The 18198-nt window shown below is 63.5% G+C and carries 16 protein-coding genes; 8 read left to right on the top strand and 8 right to left on the bottom strand.

The features are described from left to right. Positions 1-128: 128 nt before the first annotated feature. Entirely contained in the window at positions 129-824 is a 696-nt protein-coding gene (locus tag AB4Z48_RS30965; RefSeq protein ID WP_441621077.1) for a FadR/GntR family transcriptional regulator, read from the bottom strand. Between the two features lie 182 nt (positions 825-1006). Between AB4Z48_RS30965 and AB4Z48_RS30960 the strand changes: the two genes are divergently transcribed. Together AB4Z48_RS30960 and AB4Z48_RS30955 are read left to right on the top strand one after the other, a co-directional pair. After that, complete coding sequence (locus AB4Z48_RS30960; protein WP_441621075.1) at positions 1007-1888, top strand: fumarylacetoacetate hydrolase family protein; 882 nt, start codon at positions 1007-1009, stop codon at positions 1886-1888. Between the two features lie 109 nt (positions 1889-1997). Continuing rightward, the gene (locus AB4Z48_RS30955) at positions 1998-2969 is read left to right on the top strand and encodes a tripartite tricarboxylate transporter substrate binding protein (protein WP_441621074.1); all 972 of its coding nucleotides are present in this window, start codon (positions 1998-2000) and stop codon (positions 2967-2969) included. A gap of 82 nt (positions 2970-3051) precedes the next feature. Here the strand turns inward: AB4Z48_RS30955 and AB4Z48_RS30950 are convergent, their stop codons facing one another. Further along, a complete protein-coding gene (locus AB4Z48_RS30950) occupies positions 3052-3654 on the bottom strand; it encodes a DJ-1/PfpI family protein (protein WP_441621072.1) in 603 nt (200 codons plus the stop codon). A 94-nt stretch (positions 3655-3748) separates the two neighbouring features. On the opposite strand from AB4Z48_RS30950, the gene AB4Z48_RS30945 reads away from it, so the two are divergent. Then, on the top strand, positions 3749-5083 hold the full coding sequence (locus AB4Z48_RS30945; protein WP_441621093.1) for an aminotransferase-like domain-containing protein: 1335 nt from the start codon (positions 3749-3751) through the stop codon (positions 5081-5083). Between the two features lie 218 nt (positions 5084-5301). Continuing rightward, positions 5302-6048: a cell envelope integrity protein TolA gene (tolA, locus tag AB4Z48_RS30940; protein ID WP_441621070.1), complete on the top strand. Its 747-nt coding sequence runs from the start codon at positions 5302-5304 to the stop codon at positions 6046-6048. Between the two features lie 95 nt (positions 6049-6143). Here tolA and AB4Z48_RS30935 read toward each other — a convergent pair whose 3' ends face one another. Beyond that, positions 6144-7040: a LysR substrate-binding domain-containing protein gene (locus AB4Z48_RS30935; protein WP_441621068.1), complete on the bottom strand. Its 897-nt coding sequence runs from the start codon at positions 7038-7040 to the stop codon at positions 6144-6146. A 171-nt stretch (positions 7041-7211) separates the two neighbouring features. On the opposite strand from AB4Z48_RS30935, the gene argH reads away from it, so the two are divergent. From argH to AB4Z48_RS30920, 3 genes are all read left to right on the top strand, one after another. After that, a complete protein-coding gene (argH, locus tag AB4Z48_RS30930; protein ID WP_441621066.1) occupies positions 7212-8750 on the top strand; it encodes an argininosuccinate lyase in 1539 nt (512 codons plus the stop codon). 19 nt (positions 8751-8769) lie between these two features. Next, entirely contained in the window at positions 8770-9732 is a 963-nt protein-coding gene (locus tag AB4Z48_RS30925) for a Bug family tripartite tricarboxylate transporter substrate binding protein (protein WP_441621064.1), read from the top strand. A 204-nt stretch (positions 9733-9936) separates the two neighbouring features. Then, positions 9937-10362 (top strand): RidA family protein, encoded by a 426-nt coding sequence (locus tag AB4Z48_RS30920; RefSeq protein WP_441621063.1) that lies wholly within the window; start codon positions 9937-9939, stop codon positions 10360-10362. 208 nt (positions 10363-10570) lie between these two features. On the opposite strand, the gene AB4Z48_RS30915 is transcribed toward AB4Z48_RS30920, so the two are convergent. Continuing rightward, the gene (locus AB4Z48_RS30915) at positions 10571-11563 is read right to left on the bottom strand and encodes a quinone oxidoreductase family protein (RefSeq protein ID WP_441621061.1); all 993 of its coding nucleotides are present in this window, start codon (positions 11561-11563) and stop codon (positions 10571-10573) included. Positions 11564-11613: 50 nt separating this feature from the next. Continuing rightward, the gene (locus AB4Z48_RS30910) at positions 11614-12591 is read right to left on the bottom strand and encodes a Bug family tripartite tricarboxylate transporter substrate binding protein (RefSeq protein WP_441621059.1); all 978 of its coding nucleotides are present in this window, start codon (positions 12589-12591) and stop codon (positions 11614-11616) included. A gap of 146 nt (positions 12592-12737) precedes the next feature. Between AB4Z48_RS30910 and prpR the strand changes: the two genes are divergently transcribed. Beyond that, on the top strand, positions 12738-14741 hold the full coding sequence (gene prpR, locus AB4Z48_RS30905) for a propionate catabolism operon regulatory protein PrpR (RefSeq protein WP_441621057.1): 2004 nt from the start codon (positions 12738-12740) through the stop codon (positions 14739-14741). A 120-nt stretch (positions 14742-14861) separates the two neighbouring features. Here the strand turns inward: prpR and AB4Z48_RS30900 are convergent, their stop codons facing one another. The 3 genes from AB4Z48_RS30900 to AB4Z48_RS30890 form a co-directional block, all read right to left on the bottom strand. Beyond that, positions 14862-15827, bottom strand: coding sequence for a Bug family tripartite tricarboxylate transporter substrate binding protein (locus AB4Z48_RS30900; RefSeq protein WP_441621055.1), 966 nt, complete (start codon positions 15825-15827; stop codon positions 14862-14864). 154 nt (positions 15828-15981) lie between these two features. Then, positions 15982-16599: a TetR/AcrR family transcriptional regulator gene (locus tag AB4Z48_RS30895; protein WP_441621053.1), complete on the bottom strand. Its 618-nt coding sequence runs from the start codon at positions 16597-16599 to the stop codon at positions 15982-15984. Between the two features lie 275 nt (positions 16600-16874). Continuing rightward, the gene (locus AB4Z48_RS30890) at positions 16875-18134 is read right to left on the bottom strand and encodes an MFS transporter (protein ID WP_441621051.1); all 1260 of its coding nucleotides are present in this window, start codon (positions 18132-18134) and stop codon (positions 16875-16877) included. Positions 18135-18198 lie beyond the last annotated feature (64 nt).

The following is an 18198-nucleotide window of genomic DNA, read 5'->3' as shown; positions in this document are numbered from 1 at the left end:
ACCATAGTGGGCGTTGGGAGCCGTTGCCAGGCGCAGGCTCGCTCGACGAGATGGCCCAGGTGGTCGTCACGCTCCTGGAGCCGTACCTACAGCCTGATAATTATTAAATCTATTTACGGGATGTTGTACTAGTAACCCAGAAGGTTCTTCCTCACATGCGCGAGGTGTGCCAATGTCGCTTCGCGTGCTTGCTCGATATCCCTGTCCTTGAGCGCCCTGACGATGGTGCGATGCTCGATCTGGTAGGCCGCCCGCCGCTCGGGCGTGACACTCTTGCGCTTCATCGCACCCCACTCGCCCGTTGCCCTGACGCGATTCATCGATTCGAATACGTCCAGCACGAAGTTGTTGTGCGCGGCGGCGGCAATCTGCCGGTGCAGCGCGCCGTCCCAATACTCGAACAGTTCCAGGCTGGTGGCGGCCTCAGCTTCGTCGCAGCACCGCTCCATCTCGGCGAAGTCCACCGCGGTGGCGTTGCGCACGATTAACTCCACCAGGGCGGGCTCGAAGACCAGGCGCGCCTCCATCAGGTCTGCCGGGCTGACGTTGGTCGTGGTTGCGGCACGCTCGACGCCGATCGTCTCCTGGATATCGTCGGCCACATAGGTTCCGCTACCTACGCTCTGGCGCAAGAGACCCTTCTCCTTCAACTGTGCGATCACGCGACGTACGGTGGAGCGCCCGATCTGGAACGTCTCGCTAAGCCTTCGTTCGGTCGGCAGTTTCTGCCCGGCGATCCACCGTCCGCTCCGGAGGTTCTCCAGAATCTGGTTCTTGAGAGCCAGCGCGCCCTGGATACCGTCTTCCTCGACAAGTTGCGTCATCCCTGTTTCCACCCTGTAACTGGCCAGCATTCTATCGCACTGGACTAAATTGGGCCAATTTGGGTTGGCGGCCGGGGCATTGCAGCGGCCTGAGTTTTATCAAAACTGCATTGACTGCCGGAAAACCTTGGCGTTTAATTGGGTTGTTATGGACTCAAAAACAACCCAATTAGGCCCAATTTATGAAGCTAGCCCGCATCCAGACTGCCACCGGCCCGCGCGTCGTCGCGATCTCCACCGATGGCAAGAGCTACTGCCAGACCTTCAGCGATGGCGTCGCCCATGAGGGCGACATGGAATCGCTGATCGGCAAGTTTGTCGACGGCGCCAGGCTGGCCAGTCCGCCCGCGGATGCCGCCTGGAAAACACTCGATGGAACGAAGCTGCTCGCTCCGCTGAGTCCCCGGCGCAATGTCTTTTGCGTCGGCAAGAATTACCACGAGCACGCCAGGGAGTTCCAGCAGTCAGGCTTCGACTCGTCGTCCAAGGATGGGGAACATGCCCCGCCCTTTCCTGTGATTTTCACCAAGGCACCAACTGCCATCATCGCCGACGGCGAGGCCGTCGATGCCCATCGCCAGATCACCTCGCAGCTGGACTACGAGGCGGAACTTGCCATCGTCATCGGCAAGCGCGGCAAGGCGATCTCGAAGGCGAATGCCTGGCAGCACGTCTTTGGCTACACCATCGTCAACGATGTGACCGCACGTGACCTGCAGCAACAGCACCGCCAGTGGTTCCTCGGCAAGTCCATCGACACCTTCTGCCCGATGGGACCGTGGATCGTCACGGCGGATGCCGTCGATGGCGCCAATCTGAAGATCCAGTGCCGCGTGAACGGCGAACTGCGCCAGGACGCCAATACCGCCGACCTGATCTTCGACATCCCGACGCTGATCCAAACGCTGTCCGCGGCCATGGAACTGCACCCCGGCGATGTGATCGCGACCGGTACGCCGGCGGGCGTCGGCCTGGGCTTCAAGCCGCCCAGGTTCCTGCAAGCAGGCGACGTGATGGAAGTGAGCATCGAGGGCATCGGCACCCTGACCAATCGCGTTGTCTGAGGGCAGCCCCGGCAGCGCAGTGCGCGTCGGGTGACAAAAAACAAAGCCTGGCAGACCTGCGCAATCCAGACGACGCGGGCTGCCCACGCCGGGGACGGCAGGAGACAAGATGAACAACAAATGGCTCTGCATCTCAGGAGCGACGCTGGTCCTGGCCGCGTCAGCGGTTTCGGCTCAGGATTCATGGCCCGCGCGGCCAATCACCATGGTGGTACCCTTCGCGCCCGGCGGCGTGGCGGACGCGGTGGCTCGGCCGGTCGCGGAAGCGCTCTCGCGCGAACTTCACCAACCGGTGGTGGTGGACAACCGGGGCGGCGCCGGCGGCGGCATCGGCATGGGCTACGTCGCCAAGGCAGCCCCGGATGGCTACACGGTCCTGATGGCACTGTCGTCCATCTCCATGATTCCGGAGGCGGACAAGGTCATCGGGCGCAAGCCGCTGTTTCAGCTCGATCAGCTCAAACCCATTGCGCGCTTCACGGCCGATCCCACCGTGCTGGTGGTACGCGCGGACAGCCCATGGCAGACCGCGAAGGACTTCATCACCGACGTGAAGTCGCATCCCGGCCGCTATAGCTACGGCTCGTCCGGCAACTACGGCACCATGCATGTGCCGATGGCCATGCTGGCCGACCAGGCTGGCCTTAGCATGCTCCACGTACCTTACACGGGTGCCGGCCCGGCGGTGGTTGCCCTGATGGGCGGCCAGGTGGATGCCGTCTCGACCGGCCCCTCCTCGGTCCTCCAGTTCATCAAGGGCGGCAAGCTGCGCGCACTGGCCCAGTGGGGCAACAACCGGCTCGCCGCGCTCCCCGATGTACCCAGCCTGATGGAACTGGGCCACAACGTCGAGTTCGCGCAGTGGTCGGGCCTGTTCGTGCCCGCCGGCACCCCCGATCCGGTCATCAAGCGCCTGCGCGACGCCGCGCGTATCGCGGCCGCCGATCCCAAGGTCAATTCGGTCATCCAGAACGCCGGTTCGCCGGTCCTTTATATGGATTCGCCCCAGTTCCAGGCGTATTGGGACAAGGATGCCGGCAAGATCGCCACGGCCGTGCGGAAGATCGGGAAGGTGGAGTAGGCAGTGCGGGGCGCGCTGCGGCGCCCCTGCCCTCTGCGGTGTCCTGGCCCGCTCCAGGGCACGAGCTTTTCCATGCGATGCGTCACTGTGGCAGGTACGGCGCGATGTTCTTGAGCGCGTTGGCAACGTAGGCTTCCTTTTCGCCCACGGGGGCGACGTAGTGAAGCGCCGCCGCAGCGGCCTCTGGCCCTTCGGCGCGGGCGATGATCCAGGCAGCCAGGTATGACGAGGCAAGGCAGCCACCCGCGGTAGCGACGTTACCGTGCGCGTAGAAGGGCTGGTTCAGAACTTCCACGCCGGCTTCTTGCACCCACGGCTTGGTGGTCAGGTCCGTGCACGCCGGCACGCTCCCCAGGAGGCCGAGCCTGGCCAGAATCAACGTGCCGGAGCACTGGGCCGCAATCAGCTGGCGACCAGGATCAAGCGCCAGGCGCCCCATCAGCTCCGAATTGCCGACGACCTCGCGTGTCTGCATCCCGCTGCCGATGACGACGGCATCGGCAAGCGGAGCGTCGTCGAGCAAGGATTGGGCACGAACGGTAACGCCGTTCATGGACGTGACTTCCGGCTTCGGGCAGCAGAGGGTCACGCGCCAGTCACGCTTCTTGATTCCGTTGAGGATGCCCAGAGCGATAAAGGAATCCAGTTCATTAAAGCCGTCGAAGGTAAGGATTGCGATGTGCATGGCGGTCCAAGGTGGCGAGATCGTGGAAGGAGACGCGCCCATCGTAGGCGAGACAAGGAATACAATCAAAAAATTGTCATGGATACATTGCGCGATGGCTGGATCCCGATACAAGCAACTGGTCGATGGACTCGCCGCCGAGATCCGCACGGGACGGCTGCGGCCCGGCACCCGCCTGCCCACGCATCGGCGCCTGGCCGAGCGCCACGGCCTGGCGCTGGTGACGGCGTCGCGCGTGTATGCCGAACTCGAGGCGATGGGGCTCGTTAGCGGCGAGGTCGGGCGCGGCACTTTCGTTCGCGAGATCGCCCTCCCCCCCGGCCGGGCCATCGATCAGCAAGCCGTGGCGGCGGGTCTGGTGGACCTGAACTTCAATTATCCGTCGCTACCCGGGCAGGCGGATCTGCTGCGCAGCGCCTTGCGCCAGCTTGCCGCTGGCGGTGACCTGGAGGCCATGCTGCGCTATGCACCCCATGGTGGCCGGATACACGAACGCGCGTGCGTCGCCCGGCACCTCGCAGCGCGCGGGCTGACGGCCGACGCGTCCACGGTGCTGCTCGTGGACGGCGCACAGCACGGCCTGGCGGTGACTGTCATGGCGCTGCTTCAGCCGGGCGACGTGGTCGCGGTCGATGCATTGACCTATCCGGGATTCAAGGTTCTCGCCGAGGCACAACGGCTGGAGCTGGCGCCCGTGCCGGCAGCCGGACAGGGGCCGGACCTGGACGCGCTGGAGCACCTGTGCTCGCGCCGCCGGGTCCGGGCCGTCTACACAATGCCAACCTTGCACAACCCACTGGGCTGGGTGACGAGCGAGAGTCGGCGCCGCCGCCTGGCCGCGATCGCGCGGCGGCACGGCTTGCTCATCATCGAGGACGGTGCCTACGCCTTTCTGGCCGACGACCCGCCGCCACCGCTGGCTGCGCTCGCGCCGGAGACGACGGTCTATGTCTCCGGCTTTTCCAAGAGCGTGGCGACCGGGCTGCGCGTGGGGTTCGTCGTCGCACCGCACGCATGGGTGCCGAAACTTGAACGGGCGATCCGAGCCACGACCTGGAGCACACCCGGTGTGACGACGGCGATCGCCTGCGCCTGGCTGGACGACGGTACGGTCGCGCGCCTTGAAGCAGAGAAACGGCGCGACGCCGTGCAGCGACAGGCGGTGGTCGGCGACGCCCTCGCCGGGATGGCGTGCGTGCGCCACCCTGCGTCTTACTTCGCCTGGCTTCCTTTGCCGGAAGAGATCCGCGCCGACCGGGTCGCGGCGGCGCTGATGCGCGACGGGGTCTCCGTGTCGACGGCCGAGCCCTTTGCCACGTCGCAGCATGTGCCGCACGCCCTCCGCCTGGCGGTCGGCTCGGTCGGGCTGGACAGTCTGCGGAGTGGTTTGCAGACCGTCCGGCGGGTGATCGGCGAGCAGTTTTACTGAAAACCTGGATGGCGGCCGGCATGCCTGCGTCTTTCCCCGAAACCGGTGGCGGGTTGCAGCGGCCGCTCGTCAATTGACGTGAGGCCTTCGGCACCTATACTCAAACCGGGTGATGGGCGGTTGGAGGCAAGCGCCTGGGGCATTGCGCTTCCGATTGTCGCCCTTCCGTCTTAAATCGACCGCACCGAAGACCGGCCGCCTGTTTCCCGCCGCGCGTCATGGAGTCCATCGCCTATCCCTATCAAATGCCACAGGAGCGGGGAACACTGAAATGTTTCCTGCTGGCTCTGTTCATGCACGTGCTGCTGGGCACACTGCTCTACTACGCGGTCCACTGGCAAAGCCGGACCCCGGCCGGCGTGGAAGCCGAGTTGTGGGACGCGGAACCCGACGTCTCGACCCAGCCCGTGATCCAGCCGAAGCGGGAGCCACCCCAGCCGGTGGTGAAGCCGGAGGAAAACGCCGACATCGCCTTGCAGGCGCGCAAGCGCCGCCAGGCAGCCGCGGCGGCCGAAGCAGCCAGGCAGGCTGAGCAGCGCGACCACAAGGCGCGCGAGGCCGAGCGCCAGGCGGCCGCAAAGCAGCAGCGGCTGAGCGAACTGGCACGCCTGCAGGCAATGGCCAACAGCGCCCCCGCCCCCGCTACTGACGGTGTGGGCGGCCGCGCCGGCAACGGCGCCGGCAGGGGTGGCACCGCCTCGCCAGGCTATGCGGACCGGGTGCGGCGCCGCATCTTGCCGAACATCATCTACACCGAAGAGGTGGCCGGCAACCCGACCGCGGTGGTCGCGGTGCATCTGGCCGCAGACGGCTCGCTGCTGTCGGTACGCCTCGCCAAGTCCAGCGGGAATGTCGGCTGGGACAACGCGGTGCTGCGCGCGGTGGAGCGATCCGATCCCCTGCCTCGCGACGAAAACGGCGTGGCGCCTCCCGACATCAACATCTACTTCCAGCCGAAGGAATAGGCAGCGCAAGCCAAGGTCAGCCTTCGGTCGAGTTGGCGGCCGCTTCCTGTCCTTGCGCATGACACTGCAGCATCTCCATGCCGCAAGGCGCGCCTCTACGCACGGTTTTGCGAATTGAACGCATCAAAGGTATTGCGTACGCATTCCACAATCCGGCCTGCCAGGAAGTTGAGCGGGAAATGGTCGGACGTGACTGCGAAGCTGCGGAACATCACCTCGCCCGAGAATGGAACCTCGCACGCGTCGGCGAGACCCAGCGCACGGCTCACGATCGGACTTACGATCGACACGCCGAGTCCCTTGCTGACCATTTTGCAGATGGTTGTGGCGTAGGGCGTTTCGATGGCGAGCACCCTGGATCCCGTCGGGAAATGCCGGTCGATCTCGCGCCGGTTCGCGCTTTCCGTCGGCAGCGAAATAAAGTGCTCCCCTTCGAAATCGGCGGGATCCAGAACGGCTCTTGTCGCCAGCCGATGTGAACCGGGAACGATGCATATTCCTTGCGCAGCATTGATTTCTTCATAGTGCAGACTGGGTAATTCGGTAGGGACAGAGCAGAATCCAATATCGCAAAACCCCGTCGCGGTCCATTTTGCCACCACGTCCGATCGCCCCATATTGAGCAGAACCGGGATATCGGGAAAATCCCGCCGGAAAACAGCAATGGCGTCCGGCAGCACGCTTTCAGCAATGGAGCCCACGGCGCCGACGCGGAGCAATCCGGTACCCCTGCGCCGTATGGAATTCGCGCTTTCGTCAAGAGACTCCAGGCCAATAAAGGCACGCTCGACGTCCGCATAAAATGCCTCCGCCTCGGCGGTGGGAATGAGCTTGGTGCCGATGCGCTGGAACAGTTCAAAGCCCACCTTGCGCTCCAACAATGCAATCCAGCGACTGATATTGGGTTGCGACGTATGCAAGAGCCCCGCCGCCGTGGTCATGGAACGCGACATCATCACGGCACGAAACGCTTCGATCTGCTTGAAGTTCATTGTCCGGGCTCCAGAAAGGACCGGATTGTGACACGCGCCGTGCTGCGCCGCGCCGGGGTGCCAGCCCCGCAACCCATATCGGAATTGTATAGGAAGCTACGAAACGCTGATTTGACGTATAGGTCCCTGGAAACCAAACTCGATACAGGTTTATTTCAAGAGAGTGTGAAAATGGAATCCAAAGTCAGCCGCCGCCTCAAACAACCTCCCGCGAAGGAGGTTATCCAGTACATTTTCCAGCCCCGCACCACGCGAGAATTCTTCACCAAGAATTTCGATGTACTTACACAGATCAACCTCGCTCACCTGGCCATGCTGGACCAGCAGGACATTCTCGACAAAACCACGACGGCAGCACTTGCCAATGCATTATTGAAAATGCAGCAGGATGGTCCCGAGGCCGTTGAGCTCGATGCGGCGAGAGAAGACGCCTATTTCAATTACGAAGCGCACCTGATCCGGCTTGTCGGCCAGAATCTCGGTGGCCGCCTGCATACGGCACGGAGCCGCAACGATATTGGCGCGACCAATGACAGGATTCGCGCGCGCGGCTTTGTGATCCGGATTTGCGCTGCGCTTATAGAGCTATGCGATGCCGCGCTGAACCAGGCGGCCCGGTACGCCAGCCATGTCATGCCAGGCTATACCCACATGCAGGCCGCCCAGCCGATCACGTATGGCTATTACTTCTCGGCGCTGGTCGAGGCATGGTCCCGGGACATCGACCGGTTGTTGCATGTGCTGGAAACCCTAGACGGCTGCCCGATGGGGGCGTGTGCACTCGCCGGTACGTCGTTCCCGATCGATCGCACCCTGACCAGCACCTTGCTTGGCTTCAGCCGGCCGCTCGGCAACGCGCTGGACAGCGTAGCGTCACGAGACTTTGCCCTGGAGCTGAGCGCAACGCTCTCGATCATGATGATTACGTGCAGCCGGATGGTGCAGGATTTCTATATCTGGTCGACGCCCGAATTCGGCTTCCTGGTGTTTCCGGATAGCATCGCGGGGACGTCAAGCATCATGCCGCAAAAGAAGAATCCGGTCGTGCTCGAGTACCTGCGCGGCAAGACCGCGCATCTGATCGGGCTCACCTCGGCCGCGCTGACGACGGTGAAGTCCTCGCACTTCACGCATTCCGGCGACAGCAGCCGCGAAAGCACGCGAACCTGCTGGGAGAGCTGCGAAGAAGCGCAGAAATGTCTTGAACTGATGAAGCTGCTTGTGCAGGACGTGCAGCCCGATCGTGAGCGCATGGCGTCGCGTGCGGCGGCCGATTTCTCCACGGTGACCGATCTCGCCGACCTGCTTGTCAGGAAGGCCGATCTTTCGTTCCGCGATGCCCATCACATCATCGGCGCCGTGGTGCGGCGCGCACTCGACGATGGCCTGCCGGCCACCGCGATCACGCCAGCGATGATCGATGCCGCGGCAGAACAGCAGGTCGGACGACCGGCAGCGCTTTCGGCGGAGGACGTTGCAAAATGCCTGGATCCGATCTGCAATGTCAATGGACGCCAGTCGTACGGTGCGCCCGCGCCACAAGGCGTGCTCGAGCGGCTCGATGCACAGCGACTCGCGCTCGGCATGCGCGCCGACACCCTGGAGGCCACCGACAAACGGATTCGCGAGGCATCCGCATTGCTGGAGCAGCGTACCCGGGCGCTTGTCACGCCTGACCACGCGCCGCTGGCCCGGGCGCAGGCGATCTGACGTTCGAGAGGAGACAACCATGTTCAAGTTCACCGCAGTGCTGGTTGCTGCCATGGGGTGCTGCTCTGTCGCCGGCGCGCAGGGGTATCCCGACAAGCCGATCGACCTCGTCGTGCCCTTCGCTCCTGGCGGGACCGTGAACCTCACCGCGCGGCTGCTGGCGACCCGCATGTCCCAGGTGCTGGGGCAACCGGCCATCGTCGATAACAAGCCAGGCGCTGGCGGCGCCATCGGCGCGGCGTTCGTCGCCAAGGCGCGCGCCGACGGGTACACGCTTCTGTATGCAACGATGGGCAATCAGGTCATCCAGCCGCTGCTATCGAAGAACCTGACGTTTTCCCCGTCGAAGGACCTTGCGCCGATCGCGCTCTTCGCTACGGTACCAAACGTGCTGGCCGTCTCGGCGAACACGCCAGCGAAGAGCATGGCCGAGCTAATCCAGTATGCGAAGGCCAATCCTGGAAAACTCAATATGGGGTCGGCAGGCCAAGGGTCCGTCAACCACATGATCGGTGAGCTTTTCATGCTGCGCACGGGCGTCAGGTTCACGCACGTGCCATACAAGGGTGCCGGGCCGGCAACGGCCGATCTCCTTGGGGGCCAGATTCAGATTCTCTTTGCGAATCTTCCAGGCCTGCAACCGTATGTGAAGTCGGGGAAAATCCGGCTGCTCGGCGTGGCCAGCCGGCAAAGAAATGCGGCAATCCCCGATGTGCCGACCTTCGGTGAACTTGGCATCAAGGACGCGGAAACGGAGTCGTGGTCAGCGCTGATGGCGCCCGCCGGAACCAGCGCGGAGGTCATCAGGAAGCTGCAAGACACCGTCAGGTCCGTCGCCACCGAACCGGCAATGGTCAGCCAGCTCACAGCCCAGGGGGCGCGGCCGTTCTATGGCACCGGCGAAGACCTGAACAAGGTGATCGCCGAGGACAACAAGCGTTGGACCGAGGTGATCAAGCGCGCCAACATTCAACTGGACTGACGGTACCGAGTTATTGCCAGAGAGTACCCCCCGGGCATCTCGACGATCCGGACGCCGTTGGAATCTGCGGCTCAGACAAAGGCGGCGTGCAGCCCGGTCAAAGACCGGGCTTCGTCGATCGCACCGGGGAAGCAGCCCAGACAACCCATTTCGCGGCACTGGCCGATCCCACGAGTTACTCCACTCTCCAGACAGAAATACCAGATGACAGACCGTGACGTTCTCGTACCGCCGACACTGCAACCAATCATCGAGCGCGCTGGCTACGCGCCCGCGCTCAAGGTCGGCTCTACCGTTTACTGCGCCGGACAGGTCGGGCGTACTGCAGACCTTGAAGTGATTGCCGATCCTGAAGCGCAATTCCTCGCTTGCTGGGAAAACCTGCGCGTACTGCTGGAAGCGGCCGGTTGTACTTTCGAGGACGTTGTCGATATGACGACGTACCATGTGCAGATGCGTCAGCACATGCCGCTCTTCCGCGAGGTGAAGAATCAGGTGTTTCCACGCGGGACGTGCGCATGGACCGCCATCGGTGTCTCAGAGCTTGCGCATCCCGGCCTGCTTGTCGAAATCAAGTGCGTGGCAGTGAAGCGAGATGCGGCAGCGGCAGGACTGTCCGCCAACTGTTGAAGACTTGCGTGGCAAGAGCCGAGCGGCCTCAGCAGGCGCGCGTCGCTTGCCGGCCGGTCCTGGCCAGCCGGCAGCGCACCCGCGGATGGCCGGATCGACCCGCGGATTCAACCGGTCAACGCAACGGATTCGTGGAATCGTTCGGCTGGTGTATCGAAGTCTGGTGTCCTTCGGGGGCGCTCATTGAGCCCCCCTCCCCGTGCCGCTTCTAAGCGGCAATCGATAATACGGACTTCCCGATCTGCTGCCGTTGCTCGATCATCGCATGTGCCTGCTCCACATCGGCAAAGCCATAGCGCTTCGCGATGGGCATATGGAGCTGCTTCGAGGCGAGCGCCGCGAAGATGTCATCCGCGCGTCGCTGTACCGTCTCGGGATCGGACATATGGTCTGCCAATCGAGGCCGGGTCAGGAACAAAGAGCCGCTTTCCCCCAGTTCCATGGGGTCCAGATCGTCCACCGATCCGGAAACGTTGCCGTAGTTGATCACCAGCCCGCGCTTGCGCGTGGCGCGGAAGCTGTCGCGCAGTGTCGCTTTCCCGACCGAGTCGAATACCACATCAACACCATGGCCCCGCGTGGCTTCGCGTATTGCGTCGGCGAATCGGCCGTGGTCGTAGAGCATGGCGTGATCGGCGCCGAGGCGACGCGCCACGGCACACTTTTCCGGCGAGCTGCCCGTCGCAAAGACAGTAACGCCGGCGGCCTTGCCCATCTGTACGAGCAACTGTCCGATGTTGCCCGAGGCGGCGTGCACCAGGCAGGCCTGCCCGGCATGCAGCCTGGCCACCTCGTTGAGCAGATAGTGGGCGGTGCTGCCCTGGAAGAGACTGGCCGCCGCCTGATCGTAGGCGATGTCGTCGGGCAACCGGACCGCGAGCCCCGCCGGCACCCGAGCGTACTCGGCATAGCTGCCCCATGCGATGCACCAAGCCACCCGGTCGCCGGGCGCGAAGCGGCTTACTTCGCTACCTACATGGACCACCTCGCCGGCTCCTTCCATACCCAAGGTGCATGGGAGCCGCACTGGGTAGGTCGTCGACATCGCATATTTGCCCTGGCGCGTATGCACGTCCATGAAGTTGATGCCGGCGTAGGCGACTTTCACAACGATGTCGCCGGGGCCGGGCTCCGGTGCCGGTATTTCCCGGCGTTGCAGGACTTCGGGGCCGCCATAGCTCTCGATCATGATGGCTTTCATTTTGTTCTCGGAAGTTGGTTGTATGTATAGAAAAGCGATGTCCAGGTAAGTCAGCTCGGTTCGATGCCGCTGGAGCGGATCAGTTGTTGCCAGCGGCTTCTCTCGGCCTTGACGTAGGCTGCAAATGCCTCTGGTGTCCCCCCGCCTGGCTCATTGCCCTGGGATAACAGGAGGGGTCGAATCTCGCGGTCCTCGAGCGCTTGATTGACGGTCTTGTTGAGAATCTGGACCATGGACGTCGGCAAGCCGGCGGGGCCAACCAGCCCCTGCCAGTTCTCCACCTGAAATCCGGGGACGCCTGCCTCATTCAAGGCTGGGACGTCCGGCAGCAATGGCGAACGCCCCTTGCTGGTAATCGCTAGAGAGCGCACCTTGCCCATACGCGTTGCCGGCAGCGCCGAGTACATCGGCTCGAACAGGAAATCAAGGCGGCCGCCCAACAGGTCGACCATCGCGCCGGCGCCGCCCTTATAGGGGATATGTACCAGGTTGGTGCCAGTCATGGATTTCAGCAATTCGCCGGAAAGATGATGCGCGCCGCCCGCTCCGCTGGAACCATAAGACAGGCCGGTGGCGCTGGCCTTGGCGGACCGTATCAAGTCGGCCACCGTTCTGTACGGCGAATCCGGCCTCACCAGCAACAGCAGCGGGCCGCGCTCAATCAGCGCGATCATTGTCAGGTCCCTGGCCGGATCGAACGAGAGGTTGGCAAACAGCGAAGGATTGACACTCAACGGGCCAAGGTTGCCGATGCCAAGCACGTAGCCATCGGGCCTCGCCCGTGCCACGTATTGCGTACCGATGTTTCCCGCGCCGCCGGGCCGGTTTTCCACCACGACCGGTTGCGCCAGGGCAGTGCTCATGAAGCGGCCCACCTGGCGTGCCCGCAAATCCGCGCTTCCGCCGGCGCTGTAGGCGACGACAAGGGAAATCGGCTTCACGGGATAGCGCTCGCCGGCGCGCGCCACCGCTAGTGGGGCGGCGCCGAGCAAGGTCAAGGCAATGCGGTTGAAGTCTCTGCGATTCATAGGTTTTCCTGCTGGTTCGTAGGTGACTCCATAAGCGCAATGACCATGCCACATGCCGGAGCGAAACCAGGCGTAGCGTAAGCGATTGATTATTAACGGAAAATTTAGTCTCCGGGTCACCAGGACAACAAAAGAACAGATTCACATTGGAACGCTATCGTTTCACTTTGAAACGAACGAATGAAACGCTAAACTGGCACCACCAGTTACGCCACCCGACGCTCCTCATGGAAGAACCCCCAAAGCCACGCCGCCCCGTGATCATTGGCGTAAGCGCCTACCAACTCGCGGAGCACATCCGCGACGTGGGTGCGGCGCTTCACGCGCGCGCGCAAGTGAGCGTGGTCGACGCCCATTTTGAAGAGGCGCTCGCCGAGATTCAGCGTCGGCAGGAAGCGGCGCCGTGCGACGTCGTGGTCTCAGCCGGAGCAAATGCGGAATTCCTGCGCAGCCACTTGTCGATTCCGGTGGTCTCCGTACGCGTCGGCGGCCATGATGTGATGGCCGCCATCGTCCGGGCCAGGGCAATCTCCGAACGCATCGCCGTGGTGCTCCACCGCGATGCCGGTGATGACATGGCGAAGTTTGCGGAAGTGTTTGCATTGCCAATTGCATTTCGGTCGTACGAGTCCGCCCCGGACGTCCGCAACGTGATCGACGAGCTGCGGCGCCTGGACACGCGCGTGGTCGTGGGCGCGGGCGTAGTGATGCAGGCGGCAGCCGCGGCGGGCATGGCGGGGGTGTTCCTCTATTCGGTCGACTCGGTGCGGCTTGCACTGGAAGACGCGATCGCCCTGGCGAACGCGAAGGCAGTCGAGCGCTCGCGGTATTCGCTGCTGAACAGCGTCCTTTACCACCTTGGCGATGGCGTTGTCGCGCTGGATGCTGCCGGCCGGCTGATCGCGGCCAATCCCGCAGCGGAGAAATTACTTGGCAGTCCCCTCATCCCATCTACCGGGAAAACGCTCTCGCTACCATTCCCTGCCTTGCGCCCAGGACGCGCCCTGTCAGATGGCGAGCATGACAGCGGCGCCGTCGAGGAGATCGACGGACGCACGGTAATCGTTGACCGGGCGCCGCTGTACGAAGGGAATGCGCGCGTTGGGGCGGTACTGACCCTGCGCCAGCCGACACGCGTCGAGAAGGCCTTTAACCGGCTTCGAACGCATCGGTACACGCACTCGCAAACAGCCAGGTACAAACTTGAGGACATCGTAGGCGCCTCGCCAGCCATGGCCGCCACCATCACCCGTTGCCGAGTTGCGGCCGAGCGCAGCGATGCTACGGTCCTCATCACAGGGCCAACCGGCGTCGGCAAGGAACTGCTTGCCCAAGGCCTGCATAACGCCAGCCGCCGACGGCGGCACCCGTTCCTGGCGGTCAATTGCGGCGCATTGCCTGAGACGCTGCTGGAGACGGAACTCTTTGGCTACGAGGAAGGCGCCTTCACCGGCGCGCGGCGAAACGGCAAAGCAGGCCTGTTCGAAGCCGCCAACGAGGGAACGGTCTTCCTCGACGAGGTGGCGGAGATGCCATCGCTATTGCAAACGCGGCTGCTGCGCGTCTTGCAGGAGCGGGAAGTGACGCGAGTCGGCGGTACCGACACGATGCAGGTCAATGTCCGGATCGTTGCCGCCACGCATCGGGACCTGTGGGAGCGCGTGCGCGAAGGCGCCTTTCGGAAAGATCTCTTCTATCGCCTTAGCGTGCTGCGCGTCCAGGTGCCACCACTGTGCGAGCGCCCCGAGGACCGCGACTCCCTCACTACGGCGCTGGTAAGTGCCGCGATGCGGCGGGTGCAACTTGCAGACTTGCTTGACGCTGTCCTGCCTGCCGCCCTGGTCGTCGCCAGACAACACGCCTGGCCAGGTAATGTCCGCGAGCTTGAGAACTTCGCCGAGCGTGTTGCCATGGCTTGTCTCGAAGCCGGCGCGGCAGTCCCGGGAAGCCAACTGGCCGCGCTTCTCGACCGTGATGCGTACTACTACGATTCACTGGTCGCCATGCCGGAGCCCCCCGACACCACGCTCTCTGGCATGACCATCGCCAATGTGAAGGAGGTTCTCAATGCGTGTGGAGGAAACCGTACCCTGGCCGCAAAACGCCTGGGTATTGGTCGCTCCACGCTATGGCGCCTCCTCAAGAATTAGCGATTGCTCAGGAGTTTGCCTTGCATAAGGTGGCCACGCGGTCTTAAGTGTGTTGCGTCGTGGCCCCCGATCACCCGGCCAGATCGGGGGGCTCCGGGACAAATCAGTCAGAAGGCCCGATCACTCAGGCTTGACACCCGCTTCGGCAATGACTTTTTCCCAGCGGAGTTTTTCTGATTCGATGAACCGTGCGCCGTCCGCGCGCGACATCGGCATCGGATAGGTGCCGAGGTCTTTCAGTCGGTCGATGAAAGGCTGCTGGGTCAGGCTCTGGTTCACGGCAGCATTGATCCGATCGAGCACAGGCAGCGGCGTGCCCTTCGGCGCGAATACCGTGAACCAGCCCTTGGCGACCAGTCCCGGCGCCACGTCCTTGGCCAGGGGAATGCCGTCGAGGCCGGGCAGGCTTGCATCCGATGTCACCGCAAGCGCCTTGAGCCGTCCCCCGCGCACGAGCGGCACCAGTGGCGCGATGCCATCGACATAGACCGGGATGTCGCCTTTCACAACGGCCTGGATGGCCTGCGTGGTGCCGCTGAAGCTGACCTGCCGGAACTTCGTCTTCTGCAGCTGCCCCATCATCTCGGCCGTCAGGTGCGGCACCGAGCCGCGCGTGGGGCTGCCGATCACCACATCGTCCGGACGGGCCTTGCCCTCCTTGAGCACATCGGACAGCGTCTTGTAGTGCGTGCCCGGGCCGGCCACGAACATCATCGGCGTATAGGCCAGCGTTGCCGCCACTTCGGTATCGCGCCGGATATCGAATTTCGCTTCCTTGTACATCACGGGCGTGGTCACGGCGGCCGCCGCATGAAAGAGCACCAGCGTGTAACCGTCGGCGGGCGCCTGCTTGAGCGCGCTCATGGCAACGATGCCGTTGCCGCCCGGCTTGTTCTCCACGATCACCTGCTGCTTCCATGACGCGGCCAGGCGCTCGGCCATTTGCCGCGCGATGATGTCCGGCGCGCTGCCCGCAATGGAAGGGACGAGAATGCGGACCATCTTGTCCGGATACGCATTCGCGCCGACAGGCAGCGCAATGATGGAACCGGCAAGCATGGCCAGTGTAATAAAGGGGCGCTTCATGATGTCTCCAACGTCTGGCGTACCGGCAACCCCACCGGCGCCGGCACTTATTTGATACACAGTCAAATCAGGATTGTAGTTTTATTGACTGCATATCAAATAAGGAGAAACCACTACGAGCGCGCGTGGGTCGAAGTGACGAGAATGGCCCCGCCTATGCGGCGCGCGCGCTCTTCTTTTTCGCGGGTTTTGCGTCGCGCGGCCAGGCTTCGATGCCGTCGAGCGTAATGCGCAGGCCCTCTTCAAAGGCCGTGTCCGAGGAGAGATGGGAGAACGCCTTGCTGACAAAGCGCGCCCCTGGATATTGCTCGGCCGATACCGATTCGAGCTTGTTCTGGATAAATGCCTGGTGGTAGGCCGGCAATTGCCGCGAGGCTTCGGCCATGCTGGCCGAGACAAGGTATTGCGCCAGGAAATGATACCCAAGCGCGACCTGCTCCGCCGTGAAGCCGCCCTGYATGATGGCCGATGTCATGCGATTGAAGAATTCCAGGCCGTAGTCGGTCTCGCCCGGTTGCACGTCCTGGAACAGGCGATACCGGTTATGCGACGCCACATAGTTGCTGACGCCGGGATTCTCCACTGCCACCTGGAAGCTGAGCCGCGCGATGTGCTCGACGTCCGCCCGCCAGTCGCCGGTCAAGGGCGCCACGCGCTGGATCCGCTGGCGGTAGTAATCGTTCAGTACGCCGGAAACCAGGTGGTCCCGCCCGCCCAGGTAGTAGTGGATCAGCCCGGGCGCCACGCCGAAATCCTTCGCGAGCTGGACCATGGAAATCTGGTCCAGAGGCATCGTCTTGGTCAATTTGATCGCGTGCTGCAGGATCGTCACGCGGCTGAGCATCGGCTCGGTACCGATCGGCGACTCCGTCTTGGGCGGACGCCCGCGACGGCGAGGTGCCGGACTGGATGGTTGCGGTGCGGCAGCCTTGACTGCTGGCGATTTACGTGCGGCAGGCATGATCGAGGGACGAAGCGGACCGCTTCGGAATTGGTAGTATGCCAATTCTATCCGCGTTCGCCCGTCCTGCCAGCTATTGCCCCGCCCTAGGCCGATGCGGCAGCCGCCACGGCTCCATGTCGGCTGCCCATCCTGTAGCGCCCCAGAGACAGCACCAGCGCGGCAGCCACCAGCAATATGCAGGGCAGTATCAGCAACGGCAGATCGTAGTTCCCGCGTGCGTCGAACCACGCGCCCAGGCCGATCGGGCCGATCACGGCGCCAAGCCCGTAGCCAGAGAACGCAATCCCGAACAGCGAGCCGAACGATGTCAGGCCAAAGTACGAGCGGACAAGATAGGAGATCAGATCGCCTTCCGCGCCGATCGTCAGCCCGATCAGCATCGTGGCAATCAGCAGTGTGTTGTAGTCGTTCGAGCCGCGCAGCAGGAATACGCCGATGGCACCGCCCACGAAGAACACACTGGCCACCAGCGGCGCGTGAATGCGATCGATCAACAGGCCAGTCAGCAGGCGCCCCGCCAGCAGGCCGATGCCGACCGTCGACCCACTGCGCGCCGCCATTGCCGCATCGAACCCCCGATCCGCGAACAACGATGGCAGATGCGGCCCGAGGGACAGCGTTGCCGCCGAACTCAAGATGAATACGCACCAGATTGCCCACAGCCGATAGCTGCGTAGCGCCGCCGCCAGTGGCACACCCTCCGGCGCGGGCGTTGCCACCCGCCCCACCTTGTGCCCGGCCCGGAGCCGCTCGCGCAGCAATCCGCACGCCAGCAGCGACAACACGATCGAGCCAGCCGCAAGGCCTACATAAGCCATACGCCAGCCAACTGTCGTCACCAGATACTGCGCGATGATCGGCAGGATGACCGTGCCCACGCCGAGCCCGCACATGGCGATGCCCAAGGCCAGGCCTAGTCGCCGGTCGAACCATTGTGGCAACACGGCCAGGTAGCCCAGCACCGAGGTAGCGGCGCCCGAGACGCCCACCACAATGGACAATGCTACCCAGATCAGCATGCTGCCGTTCTGGAGCGCCATCGCCGCCGTTGCCAGACCGAACACGATTGCCGAACATGCGATCACGCGACGGATGCCAAAGCGGTCCATCAGCGCGCCAACAATCGGACTGACGATCGCCAGCCCAAACATCGAAGCCGCGTAGGAAAGCGATGCCTGAGACCGCCCCCAGCCGAACTCCGCGGCAAGTGGCCTGACGAAGACACCGGCAGTGGCATTGAACAGCGGTGCATAGCCAGCCATCATGCCGAGCGCGGCGCCAAGAATCACGCCCACGTAGATCCAGACAGACACGCGAGGCGGCGCGTTGGGGACGGGTTGCATGGAGTAGTCTCCTTGTTGGCGGTGCCGCCTTATACGGACGGCTACCTCTTTGTCGGAATGTTGC

This window comes from Cupriavidus sp. 2TAF22 (genome assembly GCF_052115045.1).
Taxonomy (GTDB): Bacteria; Pseudomonadota; Gammaproteobacteria; order Burkholderiales; family Burkholderiaceae; genus Cupriavidus.
Note: the sequence above shows the minus strand (reverse complement) of the source record. Positions and strands in the feature narration are given on the sequence as shown.